At 34.6% G+C, this 16,748-nt stretch carries 16 protein-coding genes; 1 reads left to right on the plus strand and 15 read right to left on the minus strand.

Annotation, left to right across the window (positions count from 1 at the left end; all coding sequences use genetic code 11):
- Window positions 1–27: 27 nt before the first annotated feature.
- The 3 genes from WMO14_RS10200 to WMO14_RS10210 form a co-directional block, all read right to left on the minus strand.
- Complete coding sequence (locus WMO14_RS10200; RefSeq protein ID WP_349153777.1) at window positions 28–1,380, minus strand: Gfo/Idh/MocA family oxidoreductase; 1,353 nt, start codon at window positions 1,378–1,380, stop codon at window positions 28–30.
- 79 nt (window positions 1,381–1,459) lie between these two features.
- Entirely contained in the window at window positions 1,460–2,365 is a 906-nt protein-coding gene (locus WMO14_RS10205; protein ID WP_349153778.1) for a LicD family protein, read from the minus strand.
- Between the two features lie 12 nt (window positions 2,366–2,377).
- Entirely contained in the window at window positions 2,378–3,391 is a 1,014-nt protein-coding gene (locus WMO14_RS10210) for a glycosyltransferase family 2 protein (RefSeq protein ID WP_349153779.1), read from the minus strand.
- A gap of 250 nt (window positions 3,392–3,641) precedes the next feature.
- Between WMO14_RS10210 and WMO14_RS10215 the strand changes: the two genes are divergently transcribed.
- Window positions 3,642–4,613: a glycosyltransferase family 2 protein gene (locus WMO14_RS10215; RefSeq protein WP_349153780.1), complete on the plus strand. Its 972-nt coding sequence runs from the start codon at window positions 3,642–3,644 to the stop codon at window positions 4,611–4,613.
- On the opposite strand, the gene WMO14_RS10220 is transcribed toward WMO14_RS10215, so the two are convergent.
- From WMO14_RS10220 to flgK, 12 genes are all read right to left on the minus strand, one after another.
- Complete coding sequence (locus tag WMO14_RS10220) at window positions 4,610–5,668, minus strand: tetratricopeptide repeat-containing glycosyltransferase family 2 protein (protein WP_349153781.1); 1,059 nt, start codon at window positions 5,666–5,668, stop codon at window positions 4,610–4,612. The two genes, WMO14_RS10215 and WMO14_RS10220, sit on opposite strands and share 4 nt — an antisense overlap.
- A gap of 16 nt (window positions 5,669–5,684) precedes the next feature.
- Window positions 5,685–6,830, minus strand: a complete 1,146-nt coding sequence (locus WMO14_RS10225; protein ID WP_349153782.1) for a glycosyltransferase family protein — start codon at window positions 6,828–6,830, stop codon at window positions 5,685–5,687.
- A gap of 71 nt (window positions 6,831–6,901) precedes the next feature.
- The gene (locus tag WMO14_RS10230) at window positions 6,902–7,714 is read right to left on the minus strand and encodes a flagellin N-terminal helical domain-containing protein (RefSeq protein WP_349153783.1); all 813 of its coding nucleotides are present in this window, start codon (window positions 7,712–7,714) and stop codon (window positions 6,902–6,904) included.
- A gap of 215 nt (window positions 7,715–7,929) precedes the next feature.
- Window positions 7,930–8,742: a flagellin N-terminal helical domain-containing protein gene (locus WMO14_RS10235; protein ID WP_349153784.1), complete on the minus strand. Its 813-nt coding sequence runs from the start codon at window positions 8,740–8,742 to the stop codon at window positions 7,930–7,932.
- Window positions 8,743–8,948: 206 nt separating this feature from the next.
- Window positions 8,949–9,425: a flagellar export chaperone FlgN gene (gene flgN / locus WMO14_RS10240; RefSeq protein ID WP_022502416.1), complete on the minus strand. Its 477-nt coding sequence runs from the start codon at window positions 9,423–9,425 to the stop codon at window positions 8,949–8,951.
- Window positions 9,426–9,494: 69 nt separating this feature from the next.
- Window positions 9,495–9,872 (minus strand): flagellar export chaperone FliS, encoded by a 378-nt coding sequence (gene fliS, locus WMO14_RS10245; protein ID WP_022502415.1) that lies wholly within the window; start codon window positions 9,870–9,872, stop codon window positions 9,495–9,497.
- Window positions 9,873–9,959: 87 nt separating this feature from the next.
- On the minus strand, window positions 9,960–12,104 hold the full coding sequence (gene fliD, locus WMO14_RS10250) for a flagellar filament capping protein FliD (RefSeq protein WP_055176963.1): 2,145 nt from the start codon (window positions 12,102–12,104) through the stop codon (window positions 9,960–9,962).
- Between the two features lie 11 nt (window positions 12,105–12,115).
- Window positions 12,116–12,553, minus strand: a complete 438-nt coding sequence (locus tag WMO14_RS10255) for a flagellar protein FlaG (RefSeq protein ID WP_055176960.1) — start codon at window positions 12,551–12,553, stop codon at window positions 12,116–12,118.
- A 226-nt stretch (window positions 12,554–12,779) separates the two neighbouring features.
- Window positions 12,780–13,004, minus strand: coding sequence for a carbon storage regulator CsrA (gene csrA, locus WMO14_RS10260; protein ID WP_022502412.1), 225 nt, complete (start codon window positions 13,002–13,004; stop codon window positions 12,780–12,782).
- A 1-nt stretch (window position 13,005) separates the two neighbouring features.
- Window positions 13,006–13,464: a flagellar assembly protein FliW gene (gene fliW / locus WMO14_RS10265; RefSeq protein WP_022502411.1), complete on the minus strand. Its 459-nt coding sequence runs from the start codon at window positions 13,462–13,464 to the stop codon at window positions 13,006–13,008.
- Between the two features lie 29 nt (window positions 13,465–13,493).
- The gene (locus WMO14_RS10270) at window positions 13,494–15,104 is read right to left on the minus strand and encodes a flagellin N-terminal helical domain-containing protein (RefSeq protein WP_116444215.1); all 1,611 of its coding nucleotides are present in this window, start codon (window positions 15,102–15,104) and stop codon (window positions 13,494–13,496) included.
- Window positions 15,105–15,145: 41 nt separating this feature from the next.
- The gene (gene flgK, locus WMO14_RS10275) at window positions 15,146–16,720 is read right to left on the minus strand and encodes a flagellar hook-associated protein FlgK (protein WP_349153785.1); all 1,575 of its coding nucleotides are present in this window, start codon (window positions 16,718–16,720) and stop codon (window positions 15,146–15,148) included.
- Window positions 16,721–16,748: the final 28 nt, after the last annotated feature.

Here is a 16,748-nt window from a genome sequence, read left to right on the forward strand (position 1 = left end):
ATATAACATTTAATTGTAATTTATTATTTAATAAATAATTTTTCTCCATTTAATGAATTTTTCTGTGATATCAGTTATCGCTATGGATTCTCCCGCTGTTAGTTTATAAGCATTCTCTCCTAACTGGTGGATCTTGGCAATAAACTCACTAATCTCATAGCGAAGCCCATCTCCTATAAATTTAGGTTCATAATGTTCTATTATTGATTCATCCTCATATCTTACATCAAACTTTTCAGTAAGCCACCAAGGTGATTGTGCAATCACATAACCTTTAGTTCCCGCGACTATCAACTGACCCTCAGATTTAACTGCCATTCCTACCTTTGCCGTTGCCATTGCATCTTTATAGCGGATCTGAACTTTTGTATAATCATCTGTTCCTAATTCATTATCCAGGCTGTCAAATGTAACGGACTGATAATTCTGACCCAATATTTTAATAATAGGCATTAACGCATTACCACCATACTCAAGAAATGCTCCACCATATTTAGGATCTTTTCGCTCTCTTGACTCAACTGTTGCTATTCTTGAAAAGCAGGCTTCAACATCTTTTATATCACCTATCTTTCCACTCTGTACAACATTAAGAAGCTGCTGAAATCCGGGACAATATGCTGCTTTAATAGCTTCCATTAAAACAACCCCTTGATTTTTAGCCAGATTATATAATTCAATACTTTCTTTCTTAGTAAATGCCAGCGGCTTCTCACAAAGAACGTGCTTTCCTTTCTTTAAAGCTACTTTTGCATATTTATAATGTGTTTCATGCGTAGAAGCTATGTATACAGCATCTACTTTTTCAAGAAATTCATCATATTTATCTGTATATATATCTATTTCATATTCCGAACAATTCTTCTTAAACTGATTAACACTTTCTATATCCGGATTATAGGCACTTGTTACAATAAGTCCACTGGCATATCTTGCTTCTGCAACGAATCTTTCAGCTATACGGCCAGTTCCAACAAGTCCTACTTTTGTTATATTAAACGAACTGCTCCTAAGCATTGTCGACGATATATTAGGTGTTCTCTCCAGATATACCACTTTACAGAAGGCATTAAGATAATCAAATGTTCCAATCCAGTCAGAACCTACGGTGAATATATCTACATTATATTTCTGTATATCTTCTATCTTCTGTCCTTCATGGTCCTCAACTATAATCATATCAGCAAGACCAGTATTCTTAACATTCTCTATACGTTTCATAATTGGGTCAACAACATTAAGCTTTCCTCTCGCCTCATCAAAATGCTCAGTTGTTACTCCGACTATAAGATAATCGCCCAATTCCTTTGCTCTTTTCAGCAATTTGTAATGTCCCTCATGAAATAAATCATAAGTTCCATATGTAATTACCTTTTTCATTTTATCCTCCATGATTACCGTACACTAATCAATCCATAAACATTCGATTATTCTAAAGATTAATGTGTATCCATAACATCTATAGCAAGTTATTTTCCATTAAAAATTCTTCCTGTTTCTTATAAAATGGATAATCGTGTGCCCTGCCTCTCTGTTTATCATATTTCATATAATCACTATAGGTCACTTTAAGAAGCTCATCATAACCATTAGGCAAAGGAACTGATATATACTCAAATGGAAATCTCTTTGCACTTTTAAACCATTCTTTTTTATACTTAAGCTCAGCATCATAACATATATTAGTTGGAAGATAAGTAAGATACTCACATTCATCCTCACCAAATATTCCTGCAACTTTATCTAATAACAACCATAGCTGATTAGGTATATTTCCCTCTCTGTCTATCTTGGTATTACACATTTCTTCAATACGCTTTAAATACTCTTCTAATTCCTCTTTCGAATATTGATAATACTCTCTTGCAGTAGAATATATAATTGTATACAGATTTCTGAAAACACTTAATTCTTCTTCATCACTTGGAATATAATCTAATGGAAAGATATCGACACCACATATATATGGGCATCCATAGAACTTTTTTCTTTCAGACACATCAGTAATTATATACTTAGTATTCATAACTGATGTCAACGGCTGCATATGCGTAGAATCTGAATATGAACTACTATTATAATAGCCTTGTGGCAGCTCATCTGACAACACCTTCATTAAAGCCTGATAATCAGGTCTTAACATATATATATCAATATCATCATCCCATGGAACAAAGCCATTATGTCTTACTGCACCAAGCATTGTTCCAAAAGCTGCGTAATATGTAAGTCCATATTCTTTACAAATTCGATCTATTTCTGTGAGTACATCCATCTCAACCGCCCATACACGCTTCATCATAGATGAAATCTTAAACCCACATCTTTCTTCTTCCTTGAAATAATTATCGTCCAACTCCAGCATCCTTGCTACCTCTTAAATCTTATCAATATATCCAATATACTGCTGTCTAGTAAGTCCACTCTCAATCAGCTTATATAATGCCATCTGTTTAACAAGTATTGCACTATATGGCGACTTCGTTATATCTTTAACCTCGCTTAATGCTTTCTTAGCAAGTGGAACATACCGCTCATAATCTATTGTTATTTCTCTCTGCTTTGCAAAATCAAGAATTTCATATAAATATGTATGAAGAAAATACAGCTTAATCTCCTCATAATATTCATTAAAATATGAAGTATTCTTCATAAACTCCCAGACCATTAACTGAACCTGGCTATGCTGAAATAAAGTTTCTTTCTCCTTCATATCATTACGCATAGTTCCGTTATTGTTCTGTCTATATATATATAGTTTATCGGCCATTTTCACCAATTTATTAGCATAAAACAGTAATGGGTACACAAATAATGGTTCTTCGTATATAACATTTTCTGCAAATGCTGTATTGGCATTAATAACCATTGACCTTTTATATAGCTTATTCCAGCACCCATATGTGAATTTTTCCATAATAAGCATCTTTTTTCTATCGTCTGATGACTTTATTTCAAAATACTCATCATCCATTTCATTCTTATTAGGAATAATGCCAACATTTTCAAAATAATAATTATAATTAAACTGTACTATATCAGCATCTTTCTCTTTCGCCTTGGAATATGCCTTTTCAAATAATTCCGCTTCCACCCAGTCATCTGCATCAACAAATGCTATATATTCACCGGAAGCATACTTTAAGCCTTCATTTCTTGCACCGCCCTGTCTTCTATTATGAGGAAGATCTATTATTATTATAGATTCCGGATATGCCTTTTCTATTTCATTAAGCATATTCCACGTCTGTCCATCGTCCGTGGAGGCATCATTAACAAATATCAATTCCAGATTATCGATTCCAATGCTCTGTCCTACAAGTGACATAAAGCACTTAGGCAGCCACTTTACGGCATTATAGCACGGAATAATCACGCTTACTTTTTTCATATTTCCTCATTTCTACTACAATATATTTATGGTTAATATTCCTTACACCCAGCAAGGCACCATCCATCTTATCGCTAATTATGCTCATACCACTCTTAATTTCTACGCACATTTTATTCTTAAATATTTTTACATATATGTGCAGACACAAAGCCCTATGCGGAAATTTATTTCCACACTCATCTCCATTTATCATTAAGTATATGTTATAATAATTTTATCACATATATCAGGGAGGATAAAGTTTAATATGCCAAAAGTATCAGTTATTATGCCAGTTTACAATTCCGAAAGAACTCTTATTGACAGCTTAAGCAGTCTTGTCAACCAGACTCTTACGGATATTGAGTTAATCCTTGTAAATGATTACTCAACCGACAATTCACTGAAAATACTTGCTGATTGCGAGGCACAATTTTCTGATAAAGTTCTTTTAATTAATCTTAATGAGAACCACGGTGCAGGTGGTGCAAGAAACATTGGTTTATCATATGCTTCCGGCGATTATATTGGTTTTATGGATAGTGATGATATCGCAGTTCCTGATATGTTTGAGAAAATGTATGCTAAAGCAATATCAGGCAATTATGATATTGTTGATTGTGGATATTATAACGAAGCTAAAGATTCAGCCATTGTCCACGCTTCTGATGAATTAACCGGCGAACTCAATAGCTATAAAAGAAGTGAATTAATCGCAAGTGGTGGATATTTCTGGTCAAAGCTTATTAAGAAATCTTTTCTTGACCACATAGGACTTCAATTCAGGGAACACTGTATTCTTGAAGATTTTGAAACACTTATGTATTTATTCGCTACAGCTTCCAGCATAGGCAATGTTAAAGAAATCCTTTATTGCTATAAGAATAGTGCAACTTCAATCTCTAAGCACATTGACTACAACAACTATTACAATAACGTCATCAGTGCTATAAAAGCAGCTTACAGCCAATTATCTGTTCTGCCTGATTATACAGATATTCAATATGCTGTTGAATATGGAATATATAATCTATGCTCCTTAGCCCTTAACTGCTGTCTTAATTCCAGCAATTCAGTTCCTGCATACATACTAAAGAACAGAATTACCGATATTAAGAATTATATAAATAAATATATTAAGCTTCCTGTAAAGTCCAATAAATTCATTAATAATAAAATTGATAAACAGGATTTACATTTATTATCTGATATTGATAAGATTATTTCACAGCTTGGCTAATTACAGCCAAGCCTTTTTAATCCTTTTAATGCAGGTTCATAGCTTTGACATTTCTTATAACTTAATACCGCCTTTGCTGTATTGCCAAGACATTCATATATAACTCCAATGTTATAATCAGCTTTATAGCTGTTACAACCCTCAATTTTACATAATTTATATGACTTAGCCTTATTAAATTCCTCTATCGCCTTATCAAACAATCCATTGTTCATATATGCAAGCCCCATTAAAAATACATAATCTGCACTTACAGCAAATTCACTGTATATATTTTCAAGAAACATCATTTCAGAAATCCGCTTTTCATTAAGCAGTGAATATCCATATGTTTCAACCATATCCTGAACATACTCAAGCTTTGGATCTAAATCAAATGATAAGCCTTTTTCAAAATTTTCAGATGCATTTTTATAATCTCCCTGCATATAATAGCTCTTACCCAACTGGTAATATATATACGCATCCGGACCATTTTCTTTTAATTCAAGCTCTAACAGCCTTATGTTACGCTCTGCCTTTTTCTTCTTATTATCAGCACTGCCCATATATCCTGAATGCCCAACGGTTATCGGAACATCTACGGCTGTAACTACATTTTTATCAATACTTACAACCTGCTCGTGAATTCTTCCCTCATAATGACACTGCTTTCTGTTAAACAGGCGTGTTATTCTTTCTACACCCTTGGTCAATTCACTGTCATAATTAATATTATTAATCAGTTCTATCTTCCCCGTACAAATTGCTGATTGATTACTTATAATAGCAGATACTTCATCTATATTCATCTTTTCAATCCATTCATCGCTGTCAAGCACAAGAATCCAGTCATTACCTGCAAGGCTGATTGAATAATTTCTCGCCTTTGAGAAATCATCACACCACTTATAGCTTCCACTGACATCTGCATATTTATCAATAATTGCAGGTGTATTATCTGTTGAACCAGTATCAACTACAACTATCTCTAAATTGTATTTTTTCAATGAAAGCAGACACTTTTCCAGCTTGTCCGCTTCATTCTTAGTAATTATACATACTGATATATCCAATATTATCCCTCCAATACTAATCAACACCTAATATATGCTTCAATACATAAATGTAATCAAACTTTTTAACAGCTCTATGACCATTAACAGCTATTTCCATCCTTTCTTTTTCGTGGCACATATAATAATCTATCTTATTAAGCATATCATTCTCATCAGTAAACATAACCAGTTCTTCACCATTTTTAAATAACTGTTCAATATCTTCCTGATAATTAGTAAGACAGAATCCTCCTGCACCTAATATATCATATACTCTGAGCGGAATACCTGTAGTAATTGAGCGAAGGGTTATATTTAAATTAATTCTGGACTTTCTGAATATTACAGGCATTTCACTATAATAATCTACACCACTATGAATATCAGCATTAGCAATATCCAAATCCCCGCTTCCTGTAAATATATATACCATACATTTATCAGCTATTTTTCTTAATAAATTAACTCTCTCAACTCCTGTCACATATTTATTAATCTGGGAAGCCATCACGTGTTCGTGTGGCACTGCTATATTATCCATATCAGCACACGCTGCATACAAATATTTGTCTACAAATTCATCATCTATAATATCATTAATTATATTGTATCCATATATTTTTTGCTGCGCATTGGCAAGTCCATTAATGTAGCCCTCATAATATGAAGGTACATCTTTGTTCATCAATACGCTTTTCAGGTTAGGATTCATATTTCCCACAAAGCTTATATCATACTCATAGCTTGTATTATCAATATCTTTGCCTAATTGCCTGTCAAGTCTGTCTGTGTCAACTGCAAGACTTGCATACTGCATATTACCAATGCCATATTTTGATAATAATTTAATTCCATCTCTCTCAAATAAATATACTTTATTACATTTATTATATATTGCCTTAGAAAATAACGTATAATTAGGCCAATCATATATCCACGAAATATATGTTACGCCGTAATTACTGCATATATCTGATAACATTGGAAGAAAATCAAACGATATAACAACATCTATTCCATTAGCTAATATGTCTATAACTTCATATTCAATTTCTTTGTTATCCCCAATATACTCCTTAACACTATGCTCTATAACAAACACTTCATCTGCTAATGTATCAAGTGCCTTAACCATATCCTTCTTGGAATTCTCATACCAGCTGCAATATAATACCTTCATCAAAACCTCATTATAAAAAGGACTGCCAACTATAATGACAGTCCTTGTATTAATATATATTCTTTTAATAATTACTGAAGAAGTGAAAGAACACCCTGTGTAGCCTGATTAGCCTGTGCAAGCATAGACTGTCCAGCCTGAGCAAGAATATTGTTCTTGCTGTATTCAACCATCTCTGTAGCCATATCCACGTCACGGATACGTGATTCAGCTGCTGATGTATTCTCACTTGTTGTGTTAAGGTTGTTAATTGTATGCTCAAGTCTATTCTGAATAGCACCAAGCTTAGATCTCTGAACAGATACTGAATTAATAGCCTTCTGAATAGCTGTCATTGCTTTTCCTGCTGATGAAAATGAGCTAACCTTAAGTCCGCTAATCTTAAGTGAAGATGCATTCATATTATCAATAGAAATTACAATACTCTGTCCTGATAATGCACCTACCTGCAACTTCATACCTGTAAATGTACCATCAAGTAAGTTCATTGAATTGAACTGAGTTGTTGAACGGATTCTATCAATCTCTGATGTAAGCTGATCCATCTCCTTCTGAATAGAAGCTCTATCTGTTGATGTATTAGTATCGTTAGCTGCCTGTGTTGCTAATTCATTCATTCTCTGTAAGATTGAATGTGTCTCGTTAAGAGCACCTTCAGCTACCTGTACTAATGAAATACCATCCTGTGAGTTAGAAGCAGCCTTGTCAAGACCTCTGATCTGGCTTCTTAACTTCTCTGAAATAGAAAGACCTGCTGCATCATCTGCGGCTCTGTTAATTCTATAACCTGATGATAACTTCTCTGTTGACTTAGCCTGTGCACTTGTTACTCCACTTAACTGTCTGTTAGCGTTCATCGCTGTAAGATTATGCTGTACTACCATTAATAATTCCTCCCTGAATGTCTTACTTTTCCTTAAATATATATTGTAATTAATAAACTGTATATAAGTCTTCTAAAACTTAACTGCAATATATATCGGATATTTTGATATAGACTTAACCCCTTAATTTAAAAATTTTTAAAAAGGCTGTGACAATAACAAATACTTGTTAAAGTCACAGCCTTTATGATAGTATTATAACTTCAACTACCTAATTAGCCTAAGAGTGAAAGAACACCCTGGTTAGCCTGATTAGCCTGTGCAAGCATAGACTGTCCAGCCTGAGCAAGAATATTATTCTTGCTGTATTCAACCATCTCTGTAGCCATATCTACATCACGGATACGTGATTCAGCTGCTGATGTATTCTCACTTGTTGTGTTAAGGTTGTTGATTGTATGCTCAAGTCTGTTCTGAAGAGCACCAAGCTTAGATCTCTCACTAGAAACTGAATTAATAGCCTTCTGAATAGCTGCCATTGCCTTTCCTGCTGATGAGAATGAGCTAACCTTAAGTCCGCTAATCTTAAGCTTAGAAGAATTCATATTACCAATTGAGATAGAAATCTTCTGTCCTGATAATGCACCTACCTGTAATTCCTTTCCTGTGAAAGAACCATCAAGTAAGTTCATTGAGTTGAACTGAGTTGTAGAACGGATTCTATCGATTTCTGATGTAAGCTGATCCATTTCCTTCTGAAGAGCATTTCTATCAGTTGATGTATTAGTATCGTTAGCTGCCTGTGTTGCTAATTCGTTCATTCTCTGAAGAATTGAATGTGTCTCGTTAAGAGCACCTTCAGCTACCTGTACTAATGAGATACCATCCTGAGCATTAGAAACAGCCTTATTAAGACCTCTGATCTGGCTTCTCATCTTTTCTGAAATTGAAAGACCTGCAGCATCATCACCAGCTCTGTTAATTCTGTAACCAGATGATAACTTCTCTGTTGACTTCTGCTGTGCACTCTGAACTCCGCTTAACTGTCTGTTAGCGTTCATTGCTGTAAGATTGTGTTGTACTACCATAATAGTTTCCTCCTTGAATTCTTGGTGGCGTCCCTGCCACCCATAATTAAATTGTTCAGGAATGCTCCTGTTATATATTATATCGGACTGTTGTTTATTAACTTTAGCCCTAATATAAACTTATTTTAATATTTTTTAATGCAAATGTCAAAATACTGAAATATACTTATTACCTAGCTGCATTAAAATATTGGTAAATATATGTATTATTTCTTCTGATCCATAAACTGCGGTTCAGAACTTACCCTGCTCATATTCTGATAATACTTATTAGCCATACTTACACTTCGCTTGGCTGTCTTAGCATTATCCTTTAACTGCCTGAACTTAATATCAACTCTGACTTTGTTTCTTGATTCCTGTGCCTGTATAGTCGCACTTAAGGATGTAGCTTCTCTTATAAGCTCCTGTAATCTAATTATTAATTCCTTATAATCAGCCTTATACTCTTCTACATCTTCTTTTACTCTGTCAAATACAGCTTGAAAGCCCTCATCAAGTGAATTAAGCTCATCTATATATGCAGCTTTACTCTCCATATTACTCTGAAGCTTATCTCCATCGAATTCTTTATCATCAAGCAAAGCACTCTGCTGCTCATTCAGCTCAGATACTTTCTTAAGTATCTCTATCTTCTTAAGAAGACTGTCTATCATTATCTGAAGATAATTCTCTGTAATCATATACTATTACCACCATCTTGATATCATAAAGGTATAGTTAAATTACTATTTGACCATACCTTTATATTATTAATTACCGGCTTTTACCATAACTTCTTTCCAAGTATCTCTCATTCCTCTTAATTCAGCTAATGCCTGATCAAGAACTTGTGTATCTTTCTTCATATTAGCATCAACTAAAAGGCTGTAGATATACTTGTACACATTATCAAAATCCTCTGCTACCGGGTATTTACGATTAAGTGTTGACTGAAGCTCTTCTATAATCATCTCTGCCTTTACTATATTAGTATGTGCCTTTTCTGTATCATTCTTTTCTATTGCAACCTGAGCAATATTACAAAACTTAATTGCACCTTCATATAATAATAACGTAAGCTCAGCCGGTGTCGCTGTTAATATCTTATTGCGGTTATACTGCTGTGCCATATTCTGATTATATATCATAACTTGTCCTCTCTCCTGATGTCATAAACACCTTATATTCCTATTACCATATTATCCTTAATATAGAATTAAATCAATACCCAATTATCAATTTCCAAATAAACTAGACATTGATGATGTCTGCGAGTTAAGCTTTGATAAAGCTGATTCCATAGCTGAGAATTTACTATAATAGTAATCTTCCCAAGTTGTAATCTTAGTCTCTGCATCACTTATCTTAGTTGTATATTCTGAATATTGCTTAGTCATCTGCTTGTCATTATATACTGTATAAGCACTGCTCACTGAAGATGTAGCCATCTTATTACCTAAATCTGTATAAAGCTTTGTAGCAAGCTGTGAGAAGAACGAAACTACAGTCTCCGGATCACTTGCTATTGCCGCCCTTAACTTATCATCATTACCCGATGAAACAGAGTCATCTGAATCACCATCAATATGATATACACCTTTTTCATTCTCACCTGATGAGAAATATCCCTGTGTTGCTATACCAAAGCTTGATAAAGCATACGACTTTCCGTTAATTGTAAATGATGAAGCCATATCATTCTTCATAGTATTGATAATACTGCTTAAAGTATCATCCTTTCTAAGAAGTGAGTCCTTAATCTTAGTCTCCCACTTTTCAACTTCATCATCCGTCATTGCGGACTTCTCGTCATCTGTAAGTGGTTCATAACCCTTAGAGCTGTCTGCATTGTATGCTTCATCCATTGACTTAATCAGCTTATTATAATCTGTAAACATATCTTTAATAGACTTATAGATTGCATCTACATCTGTATCTGTAGTTATTGTAACCTGCTCATCATCCTTAGTCTTAGCGGTTACCTGTATTGTAATGCCATTAATCGAATAGTTATTGCTATTACTTGTAAATGTAGCACCATTAAGCTCAATTTCTGAATCCTGTCCTACTTTTCTTGATGCGCCCTTAGAAAACTTATGTGCTGCGTTAATCATATCATAGCTATTCTTTGCTTTGTTCTGATACTGTGTTGTAAGGTCTGCCTTAATCTTAGTATTCCTGTCAGCAGTCTCAGCAGCTATATTGGCAACTCCAGCAGCTGAATCTGTCTCTTTTAGAGCTGATACAGTTGTCTTGCCATCTTTCACCTCAATATTAACATAATTTTTAAGGTCTTCCATTGATTTCTTAGCTGTATCGTAGTTAGCTATGTCTGATTTAAGTGTTTCTACAGAACTTGTAAGGGTTTTATATTGTTCTTTTTCTTCGTCTGTAAGTTTACTTTCATCAAAATCACTATCATTATCTCCGCCTTTGCCTTTTAAAATAAGTGCATCAAGCTGTGCCTGTTTTGATGTAAGCTGTGCCTTAGCATTATCTTCAGCTGTGGCACCTGTATCTGACATATATTTAGTATTAAAACTATCAACTGTAGCAGAAGCTTTACTATATGCTGCAAGCTTTTCCTGTGCTACTGTATCAAAGCTTATCTTATTACTCTCATAAGCACTATTAATAATATCATCAAGTGCTGATGTATATGTACCATCCGCAGCATTATAATAGCCAGCCCATTTTGTATACTCTGCTGTAGATGTCTTATCATCTGTATAAAGTCCCAATTCATACAAAGAGTCTCTGCCAGCTGTATCATTAGCTACTAATGAAAAATCTCCATCTTTACCAGAAGTCTTGGAACTTATAAAGAATCTCTGGTTCGCCTCATCAAAGCTTGCCTGTACACCAGCATCCTTAAGCTTTACTAAGAACTGATTAACTGTCATATCATCTGTAAGTTCTATATTAGTTGACTTACCATCAACAGAAAGTGTAACACTTCCCTGTCCAGACGTCTTATTTGTTATAGCTGATAACTTGCTTGAACCTGTTATCTTTGATGTGCTGTCTGATTTATTAGTAACTTCACCACCTGTAAGATAACCCGATGATGCAAGTTCTTTAACCTTTAATGTCTGGTCTCCAGCTACCGCACTTGAACTTGCTGTAACTGTAGCTACACTTGAATTAGATACAGTTGACTTCTTAAGGCTGTATGCTTTACCAAATCTCGCTGATGAAAGCTTTCCACTATAAAAGCTATATATGCTTGTATTCATAGTCTTCCACTTTTCCTGTTTCCAGGAAAGCTTAGTCTGAGCCTTTACAAGATTGTCTTTCTTTAACTGATATCCTGATACAAGTGCTGTTACAAGCGACTCTGTATCCATACCTGAAACCATACCTGATAATCTTATTGGCATAATATTACCTCCTATCTCTTCTCATCAACAAGGATACCAGCAAGCTCCCAGGCTTTTGCAAGCATTTCAAGAGCCTTCTCTGATGGTATCTCCTTGATGACTTCATCAGTGTCCTTATCTTTAATCTTAATAGTAATACGGTTAGTTGGCTCATTATAGCCAAATTCTGCTATTGTATTTCTATTAATTACTTTCTGTATATCTTTGAGTTCCTTGATACTCGCTTCTTTCTTCTCATTCTGCTGTGCAAGATTAGATTCACCATTGTCAGTACCACTCTTCTGTGTATTGGTTATCTGCACTGTCGATGCTGTACTGACTTTACTATCTGCTGTCATTTCTTTTGCTGCTGTATCAGAAGAAGTCTGAACATTAACCTTATTAATCTGTGTTGCCTGAACTGCCTGATTATGGTAATTGGCAGCTATGCTCATTTTATCAATTCCCATTATCCTTCACCTCCGTGTGGTTGTAAAAAATGTTCTCAAACCGATATTAACCAATATTACAATTCTGCAATATATATCCTAGTGCAGTAAAGAAATCCTTTTCCCGTATTTATTGCACTTTACTCAGTTTCTAAACCCTATATCGGCATTCTAATACCATAATATAACATTATATATTAATTATATTTATTATAAACCATTGCAATCGTTATAATAAATGTAACTATCATTTCTTAAAGAGCTGGTTAAGTGCCTTAACATCAATTGCCTGTTGTGTAGCTTCCTTATTAGCATCCTTTATCTGTACATATACTTCTTTTCTGTATATTGGAACAGACTTAGGTGCTGTTATTCCAAGCTTAACCTGATCTCCTTTAATCTCAATAACTGTAACTTCTACGTCATCGTTAATTATTATAGCTTCATCTTTTTTCCTTGATAATGCCAGCATTCTACTCACCTTTCCTTTCTTCAAGAATTGAATAAATAGGATATCTGACTTCATAATCATTGTTGTCGGCTATAAGCTGTACACCCTTTAACGTATCAGCATTGACAATGATTGGAGCTTTGAAATTAATTGTCATCTTAGTAATATCTGCTGGGACAGTAAGTACACAAAACACTATAAGATCAGCTTCTTTAATATCACTTCCAAGAGCCTTTAACATCTCATCTTCAACTATCGGATCATAGTCTTCTTTAATAAGCTCCGGCTTTAACATTGGAAGAGCAAGTTCTGGCTCATCTAATGACTGTAACCACATTATTGATGCCTCGTCTCCCTTATCCACATCATATATAAGAGTGAACTTTTTACAATTCTCAAAGCCAATAACTCCAAGGTCAAATGTTATAATCTTGTCATCGTCAATATCAACCGTTCCAAACCATCTTGTATCTACCTTCACCTTAAAACCCTCCATTAATTATCATTTTATTATCCAATAAAATCAAGTAATGTCTGCTGTACCACCTTGCTTGCTGCTGAAAGTGCCGCATTATACACAAGCTGGGCAGAAGTATAAGATATAACAACTTCCTCAAGATCAATATCTTCATTCTCAGACTTAAGACTTGTAAAATTAGTCTTCTGTTCTGTAAGTCTTGACTTGGTAAGGTCAAGTCTTGTAATCCTGTTACCTACATCAGCCTTGGCATTAGAAATCTGTTCCTGATATCCCTGCATCTGTCCAATTCCTGTCTCAAACGCTTTAGTCATCTGGCTCTTTGCTAATTCCTGCTGCTTTGTAAGTCCTTCAAGAATATCACTTAAACTCTTCTGGTCTGCATCTGATGAATATCTTTCCTCTTTCATCATACTTTCAACCTTTGACATCTGGCTCTCTATATCAAGAACATTCTGTACTGCTGATGTGAGGTCATCTATATTTCTTCCAAAATATATATTAAACGCTTCATCTGCCTGAGTATTAACCTTTAACTTCTGTGTAAAATTAATATTATACTCTATATCTTCATCCTTCTTAGCATAAGTAACGCCTGTAACATTATCAACACAGTCAAAATACATTGTTGGATTAACATCACCCTTTTTGAAATTAGATTTATCATACTGCACTGAGAATGAATTGCTTGTATATACGTCCTTATATACATTTTCTCCAAGAAGAACTTCACCAACCTGTGAATTAATAACTATCTCATCATCACCTGGTATATAATTAGTATCTGATGTAAATGATACTGTAACTGCATTGCCACTTCCATCACTAAAGAAGTTACCTGTAACGCCTGTTATATTACCATTGGCATCTGTATTAGTTGTAACACCTGTAACTGCATTACCATCTGCATCTGTTACTGATATTGTTCCGTCTGTGTTCTTAGTTATTGAAGCCGTATTGCCCTGACTGTCTGTAATCTTAAATGTTCCATTAGCATCAACCTCTGAATAAGCAAGCTGTAATCTGTGTACTGTCTGCACATTTGGTGTAATAATCTTGCCATTAGCATCTTTTTTAACTGACAGATTCATAATATCATCATTAGAATAGGCATTAGTATATACAGTCTTACTGCTAAGTGCATCTCTTGTAAAGTTCTGTGTTATTGTATAGTCCACATCCTTAGCATCTGCATCTGACTGATATGTCAGAGGCTTGTCTGTTGCATAACCTGTGAATACATATCTTCCAGCATAATCTACATCTCCCTGTGTATAGAATGAATCCTTTAGCTTATTAAGTGTCTCAACAATTGTATTACGTTCCGAAGGAGAATACGAATCTGTTGCACCCTGATTACAATAGCTGTAAAGCTGTGATACTATATTGTAACTCTGGTCAAGAGCATCGTGTGTTACCGAAAGCCATGATGAAGCATCTGGTATATTCTTATTAATATACTGTGTAACCTGATCAAGACTTGAACGAAGTCTTAATGCTCTGATTGCAATAATTGGGTCATCAGAAGGCTTGTTAATCTTCTTCTGTGTAGATAACTGTGTATCCATTGTATTAATCTGACTTTTATTAGTCTGTATATTAGCTATAGAGCTGTTTATCATCATCTGATTAGTTATTCTCATACTATTCCTCCATTCATTTACAGATATGCTATGTGAACTAATTATAAGCCCGTCTGGTTAATAAGCTTGTCGTATATCTCGTTCATAACCGACATCATCTTAGAGTTAAGATTGTAAGCCTGCTGGAACTTCATAAGATCCATAGCTTCTTCATCAGTATCAACACCCATAACCGATAATCTCTGGTTCTGAATTGTTGTCTTCATATTATTATAGTTAGAAAGAAATGTCTTAGCCTTACTTGAATCAATTGATACATCACTGACAATACTTTCAAGGAAGTAAGCACCTGTACCACCATCAAATATCTTTTTCTTCTGAAGTGCATTAATCTGTTCAATCAGATCGCACTGTGATTCGCCGTCCCCTACATTTGACTTTGTCGCAAGCTTATCAGCATCCTCTAAAAGAGCCGAATTAACAGATACTGTTGTTGCTGTAAGAACTCCAGAACCATCCTGAACAACAAAAAGTGGTATACCTTTATTCTTAGCATCAGTTGTATCCGCATCTGATACATAGCCACTTTCAAATATGCTGTTAACTGCCTGTGCAAATGTCTGTATAAACGTATTAAGCTGTACCTGATAGAATGGTACACCCTTATAATTAATATTCTCGCCTGCCTGTGCATTAGTCTCTGTTACGATATTACCATCAATATCTGTCTTGTATGTTCCATCATCATTCTTAGCATAAGACTCAATCTCTCCATTACAGCCATCTCTTATATCTATAAGTGCTTTTAACTGTCCTCCAAGTGAGTCACTGTATATATTAAAATCAGATCCGTCATTCCACTTTATATCATAAAGTCCATCTGCATCGCTTGTATTTCTTACTTCACCTCTTGCCACAACCTCTAATGTCCTGTAACTGTAATCATTAACAAGTGACTGTCCATTAATTGTTATCTGGAATGATGTAAGACCATTCTGGATTTCTGTCTCGCTTACTGTTATATTAACTGCCTTTGAAAGCTCATCAACTAATGCATTTCTCTGGTCACGAAGATCATTAGCATCACCATAGCACGCCTCAATCTGGTTAATCTGCTTATTAAGTGCTGTTATGTTCTGTGCAAGTGTATTAATATGCTCAACAGTATCCTTTACTTCGTTATTGGCATCTGCCTGTACATTTCTTAAGTTATTAGCTAATGTATTAAAGTAATCTGTCATACTCTTGGCATTATTAATAAGCTGGTTCTTTGCAGAAGTGTCAGCTGGTGTAATTGTAAGCTGGTTAACTGCATCAAAGAAATTGCCGTATTCCTTTGAGAAACCTGAAAGAAGAAATTCATTAAGATAATCCTCAACCTGTGTCATATAATTATTCTTAGCTTCGTACTGTCCATAGTTAGCACAGTTGTTACGATATTTCTCATCATAATAAGAATCTCTTGTCTGTTTAATCTCTACAACATTAACACCTGAACCAATTGTTCCGTATGTTGAATATGTTCTTAAAGCATCTGATGCCTGTAAAAGCACGCTCTGCTTAGTATATCCATCAGTATTAATATTAGAAAGGTTGTGTGCTGTTGTTGTAATAGATGTCTGTGCCGCCTGAAGTCCTTTGTATGAGATTGATAATCCAAAAAATGTAGATGCCATATTAACTCTCCATTCTGCACCTTTATAC

This window comes from Lachnospira rogosae (ex Hitch et al. 2025) (assembly GCF_040096455.1).
GTDB classification, from domain to species: Bacteria; Bacillota; Clostridia; order Lachnospirales; family Lachnospiraceae; genus Lachnospira; species Lachnospira rogosae.

Coding starts and splice junctions, on each gene's coding strand:
- WMO14_RS10200 (WP_349153777.1), bottom strand. CDS start 1,380: ATGAAAAAGGTAATTACATATGGAACTTATGATTTATTTCATGAGGGA.
- WMO14_RS10205 (WP_349153778.1), bottom strand. CDS start 2,365: ATGCTGGAGTTGGACGATAATTATTTCAAGGAAGAAGAAAGATGTGGG.
- WMO14_RS10210 (WP_349153779.1), bottom strand. CDS start 3,391: ATGAAAAAAGTAAGCGTGATTATTCCGTGCTATAATGCCGTAAAGTGG.
- WMO14_RS10215 (WP_349153780.1), top strand. CDS start 3,642: ATGCCAAAAGTATCAGTTATTATGCCAGTTTACAATTCCGAAAGAACT.
- WMO14_RS10225 (WP_349153782.1), bottom strand. CDS start 6,830: ATGAAGGTATTATATTGCAGCTGGTATGAGAATTCCAAGAAGGATATG.
- WMO14_RS10230 (WP_349153783.1), bottom strand. CDS start 7,714: ATGGTAGTACAGCATAATCTTACAGCGATGAACGCTAACAGACAGTTA.
- WMO14_RS10235 (WP_349153784.1), bottom strand. CDS start 8,742: ATGGTAGTACAACACAATCTTACAGCAATGAACGCTAACAGACAGTTA.
- flgN (WP_022502416.1), bottom strand. CDS start 9,425: ATGATTACAGAGAATTATCTTCAGATAATGATAGACAGTCTTCTTAAG.
- fliS (WP_022502415.1), bottom strand. CDS start 9,872: ATGATATATAATCAGAATATGGCACAGCAGTATAACCGCAATAAGATA.
- fliD (WP_055176963.1), bottom strand. CDS start 12,104: ATGCCAATAAGATTATCAGGTATGGTTTCAGGTATGGATACAGAGTCG.
- WMO14_RS10255 (WP_055176960.1), bottom strand. CDS start 12,553: ATGGGAATTGATAAAATGAGCATAGCTGCCAATTACCATAATCAGGCA.
- csrA (WP_022502412.1), bottom strand. CDS start 13,004: ATGCTGGCATTATCAAGGAAAAAAGATGAAGCTATAATAATTAACGAT.
- WMO14_RS10270 (WP_116444215.1), bottom strand. CDS start 15,104: ATGAGAATAACTAATCAGATGATGATAAACAGCTCTATAGCTAATATA.
- flgK (WP_349153785.1), bottom strand. CDS start 16,720: ATGGCATCTACATTTTTTGGATTATCAATCTCATACAAAGGACTTCAG.